The organism is Endozoicomonas arenosclerae (assembly GCF_001562015.1).
In the GTDB taxonomy this organism is placed as follows: Bacteria; Pseudomonadota; Gammaproteobacteria; order Pseudomonadales; family Endozoicomonadaceae; genus Endozoicomonas_A; species Endozoicomonas_A arenosclerae.
Genome location: NZ_LASA01000090.1, coordinates 71,940 through 90,203 on the forward strand (window position 1 = coordinate 71,940; position 18,264 = coordinate 90,203).

19 protein-coding genes are annotated in these 18,264 nt (G+C 45.8%); 18 read left to right on the forward strand and 1 reads right to left on the reverse strand.

Going from position 1 to position 18,264, the window contains the following annotated elements:
* The first annotated feature begins 64 nt into the window (after window positions 1–64).
* The 15 genes from WG89_RS14335 (at window position 65) to frdD (ending at window position 14,438) form a co-directional block, all read left to right on the forward strand.
* Window positions 65–916 (forward strand): hypothetical protein, encoded by an 852-nt coding sequence (locus tag WG89_RS14335; protein WP_062267256.1) that lies wholly within the window; start codon window positions 65–67, stop codon window positions 914–916.
* 18 nt (window positions 917–934) lie between these two features.
* Complete coding sequence (locus WG89_RS14340) at window positions 935–1,411, forward strand: SycD/LcrH family type III secretion system chaperone (RefSeq protein WP_245662920.1); 477 nt, start codon at window positions 935–937, stop codon at window positions 1,409–1,411.
* 16 nt (window positions 1,412–1,427) lie between these two features.
* Window positions 1,428–2,990 (forward strand): type III secretion system translocon subunit SseC family protein, encoded by a 1,563-nt coding sequence (gene sctE / locus WG89_RS14345; protein WP_062267260.1) that lies wholly within the window; start codon window positions 1,428–1,430, stop codon window positions 2,988–2,990.
* A gap of 15 nt (window positions 2,991–3,005) precedes the next feature.
* Window positions 3,006–4,475, forward strand: coding sequence for a hypothetical protein (locus WG89_RS14350; protein ID WP_153301604.1), 1,470 nt, complete (start codon window positions 3,006–3,008; stop codon window positions 4,473–4,475).
* A gap of 62 nt (window positions 4,476–4,537) precedes the next feature.
* A complete protein-coding gene (locus WG89_RS14355; RefSeq protein ID WP_062267264.1) occupies window positions 4,538–6,160 on the forward strand; it encodes a TyeA family type III secretion system gatekeeper subunit in 1,623 nt (540 codons plus the stop codon).
* A gap of 17 nt (window positions 6,161–6,177) precedes the next feature.
* Window positions 6,178–6,552, forward strand: a complete 375-nt coding sequence (locus WG89_RS14360; RefSeq protein WP_153301605.1) for a CesT family type III secretion system chaperone — start codon at window positions 6,178–6,180, stop codon at window positions 6,550–6,552.
* A gap of 244 nt (window positions 6,553–6,796) precedes the next feature.
* Complete coding sequence (locus tag WG89_RS14365; RefSeq protein WP_062267267.1) at window positions 6,797–7,213, forward strand: EscI/YscI/HrpB family type III secretion system inner rod protein; 417 nt, start codon at window positions 6,797–6,799, stop codon at window positions 7,211–7,213.
* 78 nt (window positions 7,214–7,291) lie between these two features.
* Window positions 7,292–8,083 (forward strand): type III secretion system inner membrane ring lipoprotein SctJ, encoded by a 792-nt coding sequence (sctJ, locus tag WG89_RS14370; protein ID WP_062267268.1) that lies wholly within the window; start codon window positions 7,292–7,294, stop codon window positions 8,081–8,083.
* Window positions 8,080–8,775: a SctK family type III secretion system sorting platform protein gene (locus tag WG89_RS14375; protein ID WP_062267270.1), complete on the forward strand. Its 696-nt coding sequence runs from the start codon at window positions 8,080–8,082 to the stop codon at window positions 8,773–8,775. The genes sctJ and WG89_RS14375 overlap by 4 nt, the downstream gene beginning before the upstream one ends.
* On the forward strand, window positions 8,754–9,419 hold the full coding sequence (locus WG89_RS14380; RefSeq protein WP_079253841.1) for an HrpE/YscL family type III secretion apparatus protein: 666 nt from the start codon (window positions 8,754–8,756) through the stop codon (window positions 9,417–9,419). Before WG89_RS14375 ends, WG89_RS14380 begins: the two co-directional genes overlap by 22 nt.
* Before the next feature lie 161 nt (window positions 9,420–9,580).
* Window positions 9,581–10,795, forward strand: coding sequence for an aromatic amino acid transport family protein (locus tag WG89_RS14385; RefSeq protein WP_062267274.1), 1,215 nt, complete (start codon window positions 9,581–9,583; stop codon window positions 10,793–10,795).
* 349 nt (window positions 10,796–11,144) lie between these two features.
* Window positions 11,145–12,929 carry a fumarate reductase (quinol) flavoprotein subunit gene (gene frdA / locus WG89_RS14390; RefSeq protein ID WP_062267276.1) on the forward strand — a complete coding sequence of 595 codons (1,785 nt, stop codon included), beginning with the start codon at window positions 11,145–11,147 and terminating at the stop codon, window positions 12,927–12,929.
* A 14-nt stretch (window positions 12,930–12,943) separates the two neighbouring features.
* The gene (locus WG89_RS14395; protein WP_062267278.1) at window positions 12,944–13,690 is read left to right on the forward strand and encodes a succinate dehydrogenase/fumarate reductase iron-sulfur subunit; all 747 of its coding nucleotides are present in this window, start codon (window positions 12,944–12,946) and stop codon (window positions 13,688–13,690) included.
* A complete protein-coding gene (locus WG89_RS14400) occupies window positions 13,687–14,076 on the forward strand; it encodes a fumarate reductase subunit C (RefSeq protein WP_079253842.1) in 390 nt (129 codons plus the stop codon). The genes WG89_RS14395 and WG89_RS14400 overlap by 4 nt, the downstream gene beginning before the upstream one ends.
* Window positions 14,077–14,087: 11 nt before the next feature.
* Window positions 14,088–14,438 carry a fumarate reductase subunit FrdD gene (gene frdD / locus WG89_RS14405; protein ID WP_062267282.1) on the forward strand — a complete coding sequence of 117 codons (351 nt, stop codon included), beginning with the start codon at window positions 14,088–14,090 and terminating at the stop codon, window positions 14,436–14,438.
* 62 nt (window positions 14,439–14,500) lie between these two features.
* Here the strand turns inward: frdD and WG89_RS14410 are convergent, their stop codons facing one another.
* The gene (locus WG89_RS14410; RefSeq protein ID WP_153301606.1) at window positions 14,501–15,226 is read right to left on the reverse strand and encodes a hypothetical protein; all 726 of its coding nucleotides are present in this window, start codon (window positions 15,224–15,226) and stop codon (window positions 14,501–14,503) included.
* A gap of 191 nt (window positions 15,227–15,417) precedes the next feature.
* Between WG89_RS14410 and WG89_RS14420 the strand changes: the two genes are divergently transcribed.
* The 3 genes from WG89_RS14420 to WG89_RS14430 all read left to right on the forward strand — a co-directional run bounded on the left by WG89_RS14420 (window position 15,418) and on the right by WG89_RS14430 (window position 18,228).
* Window positions 15,418–16,422 carry an adenosine deaminase gene (locus WG89_RS14420; RefSeq protein WP_062267288.1) on the forward strand — a complete coding sequence of 335 codons (1,005 nt, stop codon included), beginning with the start codon at window positions 15,418–15,420 and terminating at the stop codon, window positions 16,420–16,422.
* Window positions 16,415–17,104, forward strand: coding sequence for an SDR family oxidoreductase (locus WG89_RS14425; protein WP_062267290.1), 690 nt, complete (start codon window positions 16,415–16,417; stop codon window positions 17,102–17,104). The genes WG89_RS14420 and WG89_RS14425 overlap by 8 nt, the downstream gene beginning before the upstream one ends.
* 158 nt (window positions 17,105–17,262) lie before the next feature.
* Window positions 17,263–18,228, forward strand: coding sequence for an MBL fold metallo-hydrolase (locus WG89_RS14430; protein ID WP_062267292.1), 966 nt, complete (start codon window positions 17,263–17,265; stop codon window positions 18,226–18,228).
* The last annotated feature ends 36 nt before the right edge of the window (window positions 18,229–18,264 follow it).

The following is an 18,264-nucleotide window of genomic DNA, read 5'->3' on the forward strand; positions in this document are numbered from 1 at the left end:
GCAACAGATTAATAGCCTAGATTAATTGTAATGTGATCAGCACAGAACGGCAGGGAGCCAACTTATGACTGAGTCCTCACCATCGGTGGATAATCAAAGTGGCGTTACGCTCACTGGAACGCAGGGATCAGTCCATCTCACGGATGCCAGAAGGGATTCCCTCAGGGCTTCAGGCTTCAGTGATGCACAGATAGAAGCGCTGCTTTCACTGGCTGATCCGGATGATTCGTTAGTAGCTTCAGATTTTAATATCGTTGATAAGTCAATACTTAATTCTCTTCAGTTTTCTGGTCAGTTGACGGATGCTGCAAGACAGTTGGTTTACGTTCAGACACCCGTTTCTTTACTGAATCAGGTCAGTGATCCCAGAAATTGGCAGGGTGAAAACTATATAGGTCCTGGGGCTGTTTCAGTTAATTCTTATCTTAATGGTGAGCCTGTCGACTTTTCCAAGCCCAGTCTCGATGCCTTAGTATTTTCGGTCTTATCCGCTCGGGCAGAAATCATAGAAGGTCAATTGAGAGATCAGATTGGATCCATACAGGAAAAAAATGCCCAATTGGAAGAGGCGAATGATTGGTTGGCAAGAGCCAGAGCTAAAAAAGCAGAGGCTGGTACATCAGGGACAGCGACCTTTGATCAGGAATTTAGAGACTTTTGGGCGTCACTTAATGCTGAGTTTCAAGAAAACGACAATAATACTGATACACCTATTTTGGATCATAACTCTGCAGATTGGGATGTCAACATTGAAGGTCTTAGAGCTAGAACTGAAGGTTTGACTAGTCAGACTCAGCTTGAGACAACTCAGTTGCAACAGACAATAAACAGATATAACCAAGCATTTGAGATGATGTCTAACTTTATTAATAAATATTACCAGTCGTTGAGCACAGTTATACAAAATCTACGTTGAATCATGGAGGGTACCAGTGTGAATGAAGAAGCCAAGGTCAATGAGGGTGAAGAACTTGAAGATATGCTTCTTGAGTTCTTTGGTAAGGGCGGTACCTTCAAAGACCTGAAGAATATGAGTGACGATGCTATGGAAGCTATATACAGCGTCGCTTATAACCTTTACCAGGGTGGGAAGTATGAAGAGGCTCAAAAGGTTTTTCAGTTCCTCTGCTTCTATGACCATTTCAACCGTAAGTACTTCATGGGGCTGGGTGCCTGTCAGCAAATGATGAAGCAGTACGAAAATGCGATTGAAATTTTCACTTTTGCCACTGTGCTGGACGCCGATGATCCCAGACCCATGATTTATATCGGTGACTGTCACCTTGCAATGGGTGACGAAGAAAAAGCAAAAATGTCCTACGAGACAGCAATAGAATGGGCTGGCAGTGCGACTGGTTATGAGGAAGAGAAACAGAGAGCCGAAAGCATGCTGGATAACCTGAGCAGTTAAGGGAAGAGGTACAAGGATGTCTTCAATCAGTCAGGGACCTGTCTCTACAGAACAAACCGGGAATATTAATCAGGCTTCTTTTGATGCCGTTGATTACGAAGAGAATCCGGTTCAAAGAGGTTTCAGTAACCAGAACAGTTACTCCAGAACTGAAGGTAGTGAAGCCCCCAAAGCACAGATCAATACTCCCGTTCTGGATGCTCCTGCTGCTGATGCTGAATCTGTTAAAGCTACCGATGAGGTTTTGAAGTATCAGGAAGAACTGGGTTCAGAAAAGTCTGCAAAGATTCCAAAGACGCCTGGTGAGGTTGTTCAGGAACAAAAAAATATCTCGATTAGAAAGCAGACAACAAACCTTCAGGGCAAGCACTCAGAGCTCGAAAAACTGGGATTCAGTAAATTCCAAATTGATGGAATGTTGGCTCTGGCAGATCCGAATGACCCGGAAAATTCTCTGGCTTCCATGCACTCAGTTTCTGCAAGAGTTAAGGATATGAATGTCAGGGGGGGAGATTCCAAACTAAATACTCTGTTTGATACCTTTGAAGATGTGATGGTTCGTTTCTCTGCCATCACCGAAATTCCTGATGATTTAAAAGTTGAGCTTAATAAAGATTTAGAGGCATTTACCAAAGCTGCTTTGAATACTGAGCAGCCTCTGGATATTGAATCAGCAACTACCTTATTAATACAGATCCAATCCAAGCTGCAAAATGAAAGATTAAAGTTTGACCAAGAGAGTATCAAAGTTGGTCAAGTCGAAGTGCAACAAAAAAGCGATAAAATTATTCAAAAAATCCGGGACTCTATTGAAAGAGTGGCGAAGGCAAAAGAGAGTGAATTAATTGGCAAAATTTTTGGATACATCGCTCTGGGATTTATGGCTATTGCTACAGCCGTTGTTGCTGTTGTGGGTCTTGTTTTTACTGGTGGTGCTCTCACTGTTTTGGCTGTAAGCCTTATGGTTGCTGCAACAGCATTAATGGTTACCATGATTGTTTCTTCAGAAACCAATAATTTTATGATGAAAATTTTTGATGGTTTGGCTGGAGATGATAAGAAAGGTGCTCGTATCGGCGCAATGGTTTTTTGGTCGGCTATTATGATCGCGCTTACGGCTGGTGCTGCAGTAGCTGGTGGGTTTGCCGGGGTAGGAGGGGCCGCGGCCAGCACTGCAAGTGCTGCAACTTCTGGTGCAGCTACAGGGACCTCAACTGCCGCGACTGTGGCTGCAACAGGAGCTAATACTGCGGCAACAGCGGCATCAACAGCATCAAAAATTACAACGATTTTAACCAAGTTGGCTAAAATTGCTCAACTTATCGGAGGAGCCTCTCAAGTTGCCTCTGGAGGAGCTGATGTAGCTACATCTGTTTATAACTATCAAGCTGATATCTTCAGAGCAGAGTCTTTGGAGAACAAGGCAGACTTGGCAAGAATTCAGCAAGTTATCGACGATACAATAGAATCCATTGAAAGGGCTCTTGAAGAGCTTCAATCGGGTTATTCAGTAGCAGCTAGTATTATTAAAGCTAATCATGAAACCAAGACCACGCTAGCGCGTAATCTGCGTGCCTGAGTTTCAAGGAGGTTAATGATGTCACAGATACAACAGACAGGCTCGACGCAGAATACACCGGTGAATCTGGGGGCCCGGACTGAAGGCTTTTCAGGTGCAGTTCCTCTGGATGAAGTTAGTCGTGGAGATTTGGGAGGAGATAATCTTCGCTATGTACAAGAAGCAAAAAATACAGATGTGTTCAATGGGCTGCAAAGTCGAGCCCCTGCTCTGGACATCCCAAATGATGTAAAACCAACTCATCTTGAAACAGCGAGTGCTGATATTAATGAGATCAGTGAGATAACCAGAAACTCTCTGTCTAGTACTCAGGAGCTGTCTAAAAGCCTCCGTAGTGGTGATTTGAGCCCAGAGCAACAAGCTCAATTTCAGAGAAACTCTGATCTTCTAAGAGGTGCGGTCAGCCACTTGAGTAACTTACATGGCCATAATGTTGGTAGTGCAGAGGGAAAGAGAAGTGTGTTGGCTGGTCTCGGGTTCAATCAGAGTCAGCTTGATGAATTGTTATCTCTTGCAAATAAGAATGATACGTTCTTACCGTCTTCCGGACACAATGGTGAAGAGTCGCTCAAGAGTAAAAAAGATGCTCTTCAATTGCTAGGGTTCAGTGAAAGCCAAACTAAAGTTTTATTGTCTCTTGCTCAGCCCGATGAAATTGGCAGTGCTGTTGGTTCAGATTCATTAAGCTTGACTGCCCAAGGTTTTAGTGAGAACCAGGCAAAACGTTTGGAGGCATTACTGAATGGACAGTCATTTGGTACAGATGAGCAAAAACAGTTACTGAAACAATTAGGTTTTGATGATATAGAGGCTGATGTTCTTCTTGGAGTAGCAGACCCACAAAAGCTGCTTGTTCAAAGTCAGCTGACCCAGGCGGTCGGTGCTGATCAACTGGCAGAATTACAGCAATTGGTTCAGGTGGCTGACGATTTTTCAAGAGGACATCCAGTTGGAGATAGCGTAAGAGAGCAGCTAGTAGATATTTTTACGGTTCTGGAGCTGCTTCATGAGGTAGGTGTACAGGGGCGTCGTAGAGCACGAGAAACAAGGGCTGTGGAATATGACGCTGCTAAGCAGGAAATTCTTAACCAGGCAGGAGAAGTCAGAAAAGCTGCTATTTATACTTTGGCTGCAGGTGTAGTTAGTGGTACTGCAAAAATTGCTGCCGGAGCCGTAGCAATTGGTGGTTCTTTCAGTGGTGGATCTGCGGCTCAGGCATCTACCAGATTGCAGCAGGCAACTCAGGCTTCTCAGCTTGTATCTGCTTCTGGAGATATCATTGCAGGAGGCTTTAATTTTCAGGCAAGTGAACATCAGGCGAGGCAAAAGGAGCACGAAGCTTTTCAGAAAGAGCATGACAACGCTGCTCAGAGTGCTTCAGAATGGATGCAGCTTCAACAGGACTTGCTTAAGACGGTACAGAGTAAACTTGATGAAATTATCCGTACCTGGTTCGAAACACTGAAAACCACCACTCGAGGTTAATTGAACACACTCTAAGGTAGCCGGGTTAGGAATTCCCGGCTGCCGCATGCAGGAGGCATGAAATGACTATTCCACTCGACAGGGCCGGTGGTGCATCACCACCGTCGTTCCTGGAGAGTAACCAGAACATCGCAGGCAACCAGGGTGCAAAAGGTAAGGTTGCTGGACAGGCTGTTCAGGTCAAGTCTGATTCTACTTCTGCACTGCTCGACAGCGCAGAAGAACTGTCAATGGTTGCTGACCGTTTCAAGCAGACCAAACTCAAAGACAGAAAGCTTTCCACAGGCTCAGAACTTAGCGATAAGCTTCTCGAGCGCATCAAAAAAATACAGGCTATTCAGGAAACCCAGGCATTCAAGGACCTGGTTAATAATTTCGTTAATCAGCCCAATCTCAATCTGAATCAGGTGCTTAAGCAGGCTCAGGAATTTTCTGATGATGTGCTTGAGCAGTTTGCTGCGCTTGATTTTGCGGCTGAATATTTCGAAGAGCTGGGTGATGAGGAGAAAGCTAATCAGATTCGAACAGCCCAACAAAGAATCAGGGAAAAGAATCTAACACTGATTCAGGCCGGTCTGAATATATCCGAATCTGCCGCCCAGATGATTGAAGAGATGGGCTTTGATGTTGATGTTCGAACCGTTCGTGAAAACTATGCCGGTCACCTCGATTCCATGGGAAAAATGGACCATGTTCGTGATGACGGCTCCTTGAAAAAAACTTACCGCTATCTGGTAGAAACTTATGGCGCTGAGAATCTGGAAAATGCGATTCAAGGGCAGCTTGATCTATTAGCAACAGATCTGAACAGCGTGACTCAATCCACCTCTCCAGTCAGATTAAAAGTTATTATTGATGATATGAAAGGATTGAAAATTCAGTCTGGTGTGCATGATGCCTGCTGTGAGGCAGAAGACAGAGTGGAAAGAACCTTTCCTGATGAAAACGTAGTGCGCTTTGTGCTGATGGAAGGAATGTTGGATCTTGTAGATCAACAGTGGGTGACAGAAACTGACTTTGATCAGCTGCCATTAAAGATGAATCTGGAAAGGCTTGAAGCCCAGATTTTTGCTCTGACCTCCATTGTTGATATTGTCCGATCCATTCCCGAAGAAGTTTTCACAAACGATGAAACCAAACTGAATATGCTCTCAGCTGCTACGGACAGCCTGGATAGCAAGATTGAAGATGAAGAATCAGAAATCATTGAAGAAGCAGCAATGGATGCAGAACTTGGTGAGGGCTTTATTGGTGAACTAACAGAATCTCTTGATCTACCGGCAGACAAAGTTGCTCCTACTCCATTTACTACGGTCAATAGCTCTGAGGAAACACAGCCTAAGCCTTCTACTACGGTTAACAGCTCTGAGGTAACACAGTCTGAGTCTCCCCAACCTCTAAAAGGGTCTGCAGATTATATTATCGAGAAGTTTATGGGTCGCTTGCCAGATGATACTTATGGTGACCTTTCCGATGCGTTTAATGACGTTAGGGCTCTGTCAGGTAACAAGCCTGAGCTTGAGAAGCTTTTATCTGAGATTCCAAAATTGAAGTCAATTGATCCAAGCCTATCTGAGTTTGCAGATAGAGCTGAAGAATTTATTAAACCTCTTCTTGCCCCTGTGGATGGTATTCCTGGAATGTCGGGTGATGACAGGCAGGGCGTGCAAGTTAAAGGAGGTTAGCATGAGGGATGCAAGGTATGGATTGGCGAGATGAAGTGATTTCTGATGTGGGAAAAGGCATTGGAGTCGAAAACCTTACCTTTGGTGAGTCTGGTGTGATCAGCATTGATTTTGAATCAGAAAGGACTTTATACCTTGAGAGACAGGAAGAGGGGGTATTGATCTATATGGTTCAGGGATTATCCAGATTTGATGCGTCTAAAAGTCTGATCCATGCGCTCAGAAAGTGCCATTACACTCAATCGCTTATGTTGCCATTGCAGGCAGGATTGAAGGGTGAAGAAGAACTGGTCTGGTTAATTTATCTGGATAATGAGCAGTTTGCCCAGCCAACGATTGAGAGTGCGATCGAAATTTTAATAAGACAATCTGAGCAGCTTTCCGCTGCTTAAGATTGCGAGGAGCCTGGCCGAGAATAGAGAGCCCGGCCTAAAGTCCAGGAAGAACGGGCAACAGCCTTGAGCGTTCTAGACAGTTCCACTTAATTTGATGAAATAGGTCAACTATTCGCACAAATTAAGTGAAAAACCTGCCTCGTTCTACTGAACTTTATGCTCGGGCGCTATTCTCGGTCAGGCTCCTGGGGATGCGGGCGGAGCCTGCTGATAACTTTGACCAACTCAAGAGGTCTGTTGTATGGCCGAAAATATTATCAACTCAGAAGGCCTGACAGAGAAAGCGCTTGAATCTGCTGAAACCTTTGCCACTCCTGAAAAAGTGGATGAAGGAGCGGCAGAAAAGTTCGGCAACTTGCTTTCAGGTGACGCTGAAGGACAGCAGGCTTTGGAAGCTGCTTCGGCGGTTGAACAGTCTGAAGGGGAAGCCCTGACACTGGGAGATAAAATTCTCAGAGGTATGCAGGGACTCAGAGAGCATGTTGAAGCAGGCAAGGAAAATGTGGTTTCCAACCTGCAGCCTGGTGAAACCATGACCATGCAGGACATGTTCAAAACCCAGATGGCCATGACCAACCTGATGGTCACCGAGGATTATATCGGGAAGATTGTCAGCAAGAGTACCCAGACATTCGATACTCTGCTGCGAAATCAGTAATTCCCGAAAGTATCCTGAAGCAGGTGCGCAACTGGCTGGTTATTTTGGATCCAGAAATACAGCCGGAGTTGCCCGCTCATGAGCAAGGGACCTGTGCACCGTACTCTGAAATACCTGGGCGTGATCTGCTTCAGCTTTTTGCTGGCAGGCTGCCAGGTAGAGCTTTATTCAGGCCTTTCTGAAAAGGAAGGTAATGACATGCTGGCTATTCTGCTGGATGGAGGCATACCGGCAGAAAAACTCCTCAACAAAGAGAAGATGGTAACCTTGATGGTGCCATCGGATGAAGTATCAAGAGCTATCAAGCTGCTTCGTGGATATGGTTATCCCAAGGAAAAGTATTCCTCAATTGGTGATATTTTCCCCAAAGACGGCTTGATTTCTTCGCCCACTGAAGAGAGGGCTCGCTATACCTACTCGATGTCTCAGGAGCTTTCTTCGACTCTATCAATGATCGATGGCGTGATAACAGCACGTGTTCATGTTGTGCTTCCTCAAGAGCAGGATTCTCTCAGTGATGTGAATTATCCATCCTCTGCTTCAGTGTTTATCAAGTATACCCCCGAGCTTGAGCTGGCCGGTTTTATTCCAAAAGTAAAAACGCTGGTTTCGAACAGTATTGAAGGATTGTCTCTGGATAAAATAACGGTTTCCCTGTTTCCTGCTACTCGAATCAACCAGGGGGGGAGTACCGCTCCAAAAATGGAGTCAGTGTTGTTTGTTAAGGTTAACCCTTCTTCTGCCGGTGCCCTCAGAGGGGTTGTTTATGGTCTTATCTTCTTGTTGATAATGGCGATGGCGGGTTGTGGTGGACTGTATTGGATGATGTTCATGAAGAAGAGCAAGAAAAAAGCCAGGAAAGCTGAATGAACGCTGAGCAACCACACCTTCAGGAAGGACATCAATTAGAACTGTTCCAGTCTGTTGCTGAGTTTAATCTCTATCTTGTGCGCTTTATCCATCATAGTTGGCTGAAAACCATTAAATTATCGCCTTTGGTGAAACAACTCAGGCAGGCAGGTAATGCTGATTACCATCTCTCTCACTTCCTGCTGAAAGAGTTTGATCTGGCCAATGATTACGATTATGACTTTGATGAAAAGCATAAGCGGATTGCATTGGCGGATGAAGAAGCCATTCTAAGGCTCTGTCTCTATCTGGGTATTATCCTGAATGAAAGTGTGATTCGAAATACCATAAAAAAGCAGGAAAGACTGTTGTTAGAGCAATTGCTTGGCGAAGAGGCTTTCCGTTTTGCTGTTAAGAAAGCCCAGTTTTTTAGCCGGATAGGCAGTGATTTAGGGCCGAGCTTTTTAATTGACTGGGATCATCTGGATAGTTTTAAAAATTACCTTATGCAATCGGGCTTACAGGTTCTCGGACGTGCATTTTCTGAAAGCTCGCCTGCCTTTATAAAAAGGTTGGAGCTGAAGCTGCCAGCTTCCTGCAGTAATCATATCCAGAAGGCCGATAAGTCAGCATTGGAAATCGATCAGTGTAAGACTCTGGTCGTTAAAACGCATAAAGAGGTGAATCGAAAATGGCGTCACCTGTTAGTCTGACTAGTGGACAATTGATCATTGATCCATCTGCCAAAGTGCTCAAGTCGAAAGACTATGCAAGCTATCTGGAGTCTGATGAAATCATCAAGAAGGCCAGGGAGCATGCCAGGGAGATTTTGGATCAGTCTCGTCAGGCGTATGAAAATGAAAAACAGCGGGGTTACGAAGATGGTATCGCTGAGAGTAAAGTGGACCAGGCTGAGCAAATGCTCAAAGTGGTCAGCCGAACCATAAATTACCTTTCTGAAGTAGAGAAAGCTCTGGCTGATATCCTGATGTCTGGCGTTAAAAAAATAATCGGGGAGTTTGACCAGGAGGAATTGGCGGTCAATCTGGTTAGAAATGCGTTGCAGCATGTCAGAAATGAAAAGCAGGTAACGATTCGAATCCCTCCCAGCCAATTCAAAATGGTCAAAGCCCGTTTGAATGAGATTTTGGCTGAGTATAAAGGCGTGGGATTCATTGATCTGGTTGCAGATCAACGCCTGTCTACGGGTGACTGCATCATGGAAAGTGATATTGGTGTTGTGGATGCCAGTGTTGATCTACAGATCAAGGCTTTACAGAAGCGCTTTGAGAGGATTAATTCCGAAGCAGTGAATAATATAACCAATGACGACTCCATGTTTGATGAGTCAAAGTAGTCTGAAACCGCTTTATAAAAATTACCTTCTATACTCAATTCTCCTCAGCCCCTATGTTATGGAATCTTTCGGTTCTCTCAAAAGGATTGTCTGTTCTTTTAAGTGTGTTTGATCAGGGCTGAAGCAGCACCAAACTATACAATCAGAAAGCTGAGGTCGTCATGGCAGAGCATAACCAATCCAGGTGTTTGGGGAGTGTTTTTATCCTGTCTGGAACAGCAGTTGGTGCCGGAATGCTGGCCCTGCCGCTAGTCTCAGCTCAGCTGGGTTTTTGGGTCATGTTAGGGCTGCTTGCCACCAATTTTCTGGTAGTGGTTCTGGCGGCGTTAATTACTCTTGAAGCTAATCTTCAAATTGATCCCGGATGCAGTCTTTATTCAATGGCTGCAAGAGTGCTTGGCAGGTGGGGAAAAGTACTGGCGGTCATATCTCCCTTGTTGCTGTTTTATTCCCTTATGGCAGCTTATCTGGCGGGTGGAGGATCTCTGGTTTACCAGTATCTTGGTGACTCAGTGGCTTTTGGTCCTCAGTTCAGCGTGATAGTTTTTACTGTTTTTGCTGGGGCATTTGTCTATTTCAGCACCCGATCAGTAGACCTGCTCAGTCGGCTGTTGTTTACCCTCATGATGCTGGCTTTTATTGCGGCTCTTCTGACCCTGTTTCCAGAGGTGAGTCATCAGAATCTGACTTATGAATCGGTTCAGTGGTGGCCGGCAATAATCGCAATTCCTGTGATTTTTACCTCATTTGGTTTTCATGGCAGCATCCCCAGCATTATCTTATATCTGAAGTCAGATACACGCAGAGTCGGGGCTGTGTTTGTTTTGGGGGCACTTGTCCCATTACTGGTGTATATCTTCTGGCTTTATGTTGCGACCGGAGTACTTTCTCAGCAGTCTCTTATTCAGTTGACCGAAAGTGGAGAGTCCGCAGGTGGATTAGTCAGAGAGCTTACCAATGCCGTGGGTGGCAGCCAGTTAAAGCTATTTCTACATGTTTTCTCCGACCTGGCTTTGCTGACTTCTTTTTTGGGGGTGTCGTTGGGTCTGTTTGATTATTTGGCCAGTCTTTTGCAACGGGATAATAGCTGGTTGGGTCGTCTGCAAACGGCATCTGTCACTTTTATACCTCCTGTCATTTTTGCTTTGTGTTATCCGGAAGGATTTATTTTGGCTTTGGGCTACGCTTCCGTTGCTTTAGCAATTCTTGCCATTCTTTTGCCAGTGCTTATCGTGACAAAAATAAGAAAAGATAAAAAATACCCCACGGGTAGCTATAGAGCTCCGGGTGGTAAACCTGGTTTGATTTTGTGTTTTTTCTTTGGTTGTCTGGTTATTTTTGCTCAATTCATGATTTCTTTGGGCTTTTTTACTTAAGTAAAAAAAGCTCTAAGAACCTGCTTTCCCATGCCTGAGTAAGAGTGCGTAAAATACTCACAACTATGAGATATCACGTGATTGCTTCACATGTTCTGAGTGAGTACATTGAGCTCATTAACTTGTTAATGGGTTTGGCTGACCACTGTTCAGGCGTGAAGCAGGTTGAGTCTTGAATAAGACTATACTGGTTTTCATGCGAGTACTGGGAATCCTTCCTGATCTATACGAAACAGTATCCAGACATTACCCAACAGGTTTCCTTTCGAACAATTTCACTTAACCCTGTCCGGTTTTGCAGGCGGCTGCTGCCAGACTGAAATCCGGACCTTCAGTAGAGGTTGGCATAATGCAGGTCATTAAGGCCGATGTTGCAATCGTAGGTGCTGGTGGTACTGGCCTTCGTGCAGCTATAGCTGTTGCAGAAAAAGACCCCAACCTGAAAATCGCACTGCTTTCAAAAGTATACCCAATGCGTAGTCACACTGTGGCCGCAGAAGGTGGCTCAGCTGGTGTTATTCAGGATCATGACTCTTTTGAGAATCATTTCAAGGATACCGTTTCAGGTGGTGACTGGCTCTGTGATCAGGATGCCGTAGATTACTTTGTTCAGCATTCTACTGAAGAGATGATTCGTCTGGAGCACTGGGGCTGCCCATGGAGTCGTAAGCCAGACGGTGACGTCAATGTACGTCCATTTGGTGGTATGAAGATTGAGAGAACCTGGTTTGCAGCGGATAAATCCGGCTTTCACATGCTCCACACGCTTTATCAGACATCTGTCAAATATCCTTCCATTGAGCGCTTTGACGAGTACTTTGCAACAGACCTGATTGTAGAAGACGGTCGTGCACAGGGTGTCGTTGCCATCGAAGTTAAAACCGGTGAGCCAAAGGTATTCCTGGCTAAAACGGTTATCTTGGCAACAGGTGGTTCAGGTCGTGTATTCCGCTTCAATACGAACGGTGCCATTGTTACCGGTGATGGTCATGGTATGGCAATGCGAGCGGGTGCGCCTCTGCGTGACATGGAGTTTGTTCAATATCACCCAACCGGTCTGCCAGGTTCAGGTATTCTGATGACTGAAGGTTGTCGTGGTGAAGGTGGCATTCTGTTGAATAAGCATGGCTACCGTTACCTGCAGGATTATGGCCTGGGACCAGAAACGCCCATTGGCGAGCCAAAGAACAAATACATGGAGCTGGGTCCACGTGACAAGCTTTCCCAGGCTTTCTGGAATGAGCAGCGCAAGGGCAATACTATCGAGACGCCTCTGGGTGACGCAGTCTATCTGGACCTTCGTCATCTGGGTGAAAAGAAGCTCATGGAGCGTCTGCCTCTGATCTGTTCTTTGGCCAAAAACTACGTCGGTGTTGATCCTGTTCATCAACCCGTACCTGTTCGTCCGGCTGTTCACTACACAATGGGCGGTATACGAACAGACATTAACTGTGCTTCTGATATCCCAGGCCTTTATGCTGCTGGCGAGTGTGCCAGTGTAGGTATGCATGGTGCCAATCGTTTGGGCTCGAACTCTCTGGCGGAAACAGTGGTGTTTGGAGCGTTGGTTGGTGATAAGGCTGCTGAATATGCTCAACATGCAGTCATGTCTGATGAGAAGAAGCTGCTTGATCAGGCTCAGATGCATCTGGCCAGCATTGAAAAACTTCGTAATGCCAAAGGTACTGAAAAAGCCTCCCACATTCGCCATGAAATGGTGAAAACCATGGAGCGTTGCTTTGGTATTTATCGTATCGGCGAAGAGATGCAAGAAGGCGTGGACAAGATTGCTGAGTTGCGTGAGCGATTCCGCAATGTCCAGGTTGAAGACCAGAGCAAAGCTTTCAATACCGAGCTATTACAGGCGTTTGAGCTACAAAGCTCTTTGGCAGTTGCTGAAACTATGGCAGTGGGTGCACTGGAGCGTAAGGAATCTCGCGGAGCCCATCAGCGAATTGATGGTTATGAAAAGCGTGACGATGAAAACTTCCTGAAGCACTCTCTGGCTTATTATAACGGCGATGCCGCTCCCCGTATGGAATACCAGGACGTCAACATTACTCGTTATCAGCCAGAAGAACGCGTCTATGGCGCAGCGGCTGAGAAGAACGCCGCAGCGACTGATAATAAGTGACGGGAGGGCTGGAAATGACTGACAAGACAATCAACATCGAAATTCTGAGGTATAACCCGGAAAGCGATGACAAGCCCAGCTATGGAAAGTTTGAGGTTCCTTTTGTCGATGAGTGGTCCATGCTGGATGCTCTCGAATACATCAAGGACGAACTGGACTCTTCCCTGGCGTATCGCTGGTCCTGCCGTATGGCTGTCTGTGGCAGCTGCGGTATGGTCATCAACGGAACACCAAAACTGGGTTGTGAGACCTTCCTGAGGGATTACAAAGGCACTATCAAGGTAGAGCCGCTGGCAAACTTCCCGATTGAGCGTGATCTGGTGGTTGATGCTGACGATTTCATCAAAAAGCTGGAATCTGTTAAGCCTTACATCATCAACGCTATGGAAAAGCCGGTTGAAGAAGGTGTTACCAAGCAGACACCTAAAGAGTTGAGTTTGTACAAGCAGTTCTCCAGCTGCATCAACTGCATGCTCTGTTACTCAGCTTGTCCACAGATGGGTATTAACCCTCTGTTTACAGGTCCTGCTGTCATTGCTCTGGGTCACCGTTATAACCTGGATACCCGTGATGACGGTTACGATGAGCGTACTGAAGTCATCCAGGGTAAGAATGGCGTATGGTCCTGTACCTTTGTGGGCTACTGCTCTGAAGTATGCCCTAAAAATGTCGATCCGGCTGCTGCTATCAACCAGAACAAGTTACAGGGTGCTCAGKACTGGGCCTTGTCCTTCCTGATGCCGCGTAAAGGAGGTAAATGATGAGTCGTCGTCCTTATGTGCGCCCAATGAAGCGTACCTGGTATATGGATCATCCTTTTTACCGTGCCTACATGATCAGGGAAGCCACCTGTGTATTTGATGCTCTTTACTGCATCAACTTGTTCTTCGGCATTGTGCAGTTGACTCGCGGAGCAGAAGCCTGGCAAGGCTGGTTGTCTTTTCAAGCCAACCCGCTGATGATTCTGTTCACTGTGGTAACTCTGGGTATGACTCTGTTCCATGCCGTTACCTACTTTGATATGACGCCACGAGTCTTGCCACAGCAGATTCGCAAGATGGTGGCTGATAACGTGGTCAACAAACTGATGTATGCGGGACTGGCAGGTGTTTCTGTCATTATTCTCGCTGCTGCAGTGCTGGTTTAAGGGAGAAGGTCATGAGTCAGAAAAGACACATTGAACCACTGCTATGGAGCCTGTTCGGGGCGGGTGGTACAACAATCGCCTTCTTCTTCCCGGCTATGATTCTGGTGATCCTGGCGGTTTCTCTGGGAGTGATTCCTGCAGAAGCTCTTTCCTATGAAAGAATGTCAGGCTTTTTCCTGAATAATCTTTTTGGTCAGCTGATTCTGCTGGTGGCGTTGGTACCATCCTATTGGGCTTGTATCCACAGGATTTACCACGGTATGCATGATCTTGGCTTTCATCCGGGGGCAGGTCTGAAGGTTCTGTTTTACGGCGCTACTCTTGTTTTGAGTGCAGTGACTGTGGTCATGGTCTTGTTCTAAACGAGGCTTACGTATGAAAAAGCCGCAGGTGGTTAACTTGCGGCTTTTTTGTATGTGAAATGCTAACCATTGCTTAGCGCACTCATCTCAATGCGGATTTGTTGAAGCTGCTGCGCTAAAGCTTTTTGCTGGTTAGGCGTTAATTGACCATCCTGCAGCTTTACCCCCAGTTTGTTGGCCATTTGACTTAATGTGAAGAGACATTCTTCTTCCATTCGTTTGGCCAGTTCAGGAAGCAGTTCCTGTCCTAACTTGCTGTTACTAAGGTATTCGTCCGCTCTAACCCAGGCAATGACTCTGACCGGGCTTTCTGAGGTTCCCAGTTTGGTCATGTATTCACTGATCTGTTCAAACTGTTCTTCCAGTGAAACCTGAGGGTCCACCAGCTTGCTGACGATATCAACAGCTGTGAGCTTACCTGCGTAATCTGCTAACAGCTTTTTGGCTTCTGTGGACGACTCTTTTGGTAAGGTTGAAATAAGCTTGTCGAGTTGATTCAGATCTTTTATGAAGCGCTCCATTGATTTTTGTGCACCGACCAAATCACCCTCTTCAAAAAACTTCAGCATCATACCCAGATCAGCTGGCTCTAGCCTTCCTTCTGAGGGGGGGAGTTTGACACCACGAGAAAGAATTGATCTTTTTCGTGGGCCTGATTCAGGCTTATCTGTAGAAAGATACTTTTTGGGTTGTGCCGGGTCTGAAGGCGCGTTGCCTTCTTCAACAGACGGCTTGGTGGGTTCAAACTGAGTATGGGGGAGTTGTCCTGAGCCATCAATTTTTGACATTTTACCATTCCGTGGTTTACCAGCCTTTCAAGATCTTCTGACAGAACCTCTGCCATCAGGACTTGATTTGCAAGCAAGGCGGTATAATGAGTATCTTCTGAAAGAATAGCTCTTTTTAACATGGAAATGCAGTATTCATGAAAGATTGAATAGGGTATTTCCATATTCGCTCATGAACAGGCAGAACTTTGATGATTGATTCTTTACCCAAGGCAGAGCTTCATCTGCATATTGAAGGTACGCTAGAGCCTGAGCTGATGTTTTTGCTGGCAGAAAGAAACGGCATTGACCTGCTTTATAGCAGCGTGGAAGAGGTTCGGCAGGCTTATCAGTTTACGGATCTCCAGTCCTTTCTCGATATCTATTATGCCGGAGCTCAGGTTCTTCAGACCGAGCAAGATTTTTATGATCTCACCTGGGCTTATCTGGAGCGCTGTCAGCAGGACAATGTGGTCCATACAGAAATCTTTTTTGACCCTCAGACCCATACAGACAGGGGGATTCAATTCGGTACTGTTTTTGAAGGGATTGATGCGGCTCTACAGGATGGTAGAAAAAAACTGGGGATCAGCAGTCAGATCATTATGTGTTTTCTACGTCACCTCAGTGCAGAATCTGCTATGGCTACTTTTGAAATGTCAAAGCCATGGCATTCCAGAATGATCGGTGTGGGGCTGGATTCTTCAGAGCTGGGACATCCGCCGGAAAAGTTTACAGAAGTGTTTGAAAAGGCCCGACAGGCTGGACTTAAAACCGTTGCCCATGCCGGCGAAGAAGGGCCAGCTGATTATATCTGGGGAGCGCTAGAAGCGTTAAAAGTATCGAGGGTTGATCACGGTGTTCGGTGCCTGGAAGATGAAAAACTTGTCAATTATCTGGTTGAAGAGCAGATCCCTTTGACGGTTTGCCCTCTGTCCAATATCAAGCTCTGTGTTTTTGATAATATGGCTGACCACAATATCAAGACCATGCTGGATAAGGGGCTTTGTGTCACCGTCAATTCGGATGATCCTTCCTACTTTGGCGGCTATATTAATGCCAACTTCCACTCAATCCAGAAGGCTTTGAAACTGAGCCATCAAGATCTTTATAAGCTGATTCGCAACAGCTTTGTGGCCAGCTTTCTTGAGCCGGAGGTTTTGGCAAAGCATCTTTCTGAACTGGATAGTCAATATAAGGAGTTGAGCAATGCCTAAAACGGCTGTCATAACCGGGGCGAATAGAGGATTAGGTCTGGAGTATTGTCGTCAGTTTCTGGATAGAGGGTACAAGGTTTTTGCTTGCTGTCGGGCACCTGAATCCGCAGAAGACCTGCTTAAGTTGAAACAGGGTAACAGCGACAGACTCGAAACCATTCCACTGGATGTTTCAAACCCTGCCCAGAGAACCAATCTGAAATACACGCTCCAGGGGGAGCAGGTTGATCTTCTGATCAATAACGCTGGCATGTATGGTCACAGGCTTAACTTTGGTGAAGTTCAGTCAGAAGAGTGGCATAAAGTGATGGAAGTCAACACGATTGCTCCTCTCTTATTGGTTCAGGAACTGTCAGAGTCTTTGTCAGCAGGTGCAAAAATTGTACTGATGACCAGCAAGATGGGCAGCATTGCTGATAACACCAGTGGTGGTAGCTACATTTATCGCTCAACCAAAGCTGCTTTGAATGCAGTAGGAAAAAGTATGGCGATTGATCTGGCAGGCAGAGGCATCAGTGTGGCTATTTGTCATCCGGGTTGGGTTCAAACCGATATGGGTGGACCCAATGCCCTGATCTCAACAGAGACATCCATCAAAGGCTTGATTGATGTTATTGATCAACTAAAGGTGGAAAACTCGGGTCAGTTCTTTAACTATGATGGCTCCATCATTCCCTGGTAGTCACAACGAAAAGAGCCTTGTTCGATTTTGGATGAGGCTACTCTTTTTCCTTAAAACTCAATATTTGCCTTAGGGTCTGTATTCACGCAGGAGGTATCTTAACCGACTAAACTTTTCAGAAATGAAATCATCTATGTCACTTTCTGAGGCCCGTTTTCATGCCTACTCCTTTTGCTTCGTCTGCTGATCTTTCTTCCAAAACCATAACGTTTGAGGCTATTGCAGAAGGTGTTTATGCCTTTACTGCAGAAGGTGATCCTAATACAGGGGTAGTGGTTGGGGAAAACAGTGTTCTGGTTTTTGATGCGCAGGCGACGCCAGGGCTGGCTGAAAATGTATTGTCAGCTATCAGGGATGTGACTTCTCTTCCTGTGCATTATGTTGTGCTCAGTCATTACCATGCTGTGCGGACTTTAGGGGCTTCTGCTTTTTCAAAAGCCAGAGTGGTAGCCAGTAAAGCTACAGATCAGCTAATTATGGAGAGAGGGGCGCAAGACATGGAGTCCGAGTTACGTCGGTTTCCAAGACTGTTTGAAGGTGCGGAGCGTATAACGGGACTTACCCATCCGGGCATTTTGTTTGATGAATCTCTGACACTGGATTTGGGCAACAAAAGAGTGGAAATCATTCATCCTGGAGCAGGGCATACAGGGGGAGATACAGTTCTCTGGATTCCCGAAGAGAAAGTACTTTTTTCCGGGGATCTGGTAGAGAATGGAGCGACCCCTTATTGTGGTGATGCTTATCTTCATCTCTGGCCTGATACGCTTTCACAGCTGGCTGAGCTGGGGCCAGAGAAATTGGTTCCAGGCAGGGGAAGTGTTTTGAAGAATAGTGATGCCGCCCAACAGGCAATTGAGTCAACTCGCAGATTTGTTTCCAGATTGCTTTGCTATTCATCTGAAGCTGTTGATCAGAAAAAGGGACTGTCTGCGGTTTATCGATATGTTCGAAAAAAAATGGATCAGGATTATGGCAATTGGGTGATTTATGAACATTGCATGCCATTTAATGTCAGCAGGGCATTTGATGAGGCATCAGAGGTTAATCATCCGGAAGTCTGGACCAGTGAACGGGATCAAAAAATGTGGCAGCTTCTGGAGGGGCAGGAGCCAGGAAAATAATCCTGGCTCCTGAAATACTGCATATGGGTGAAAAGG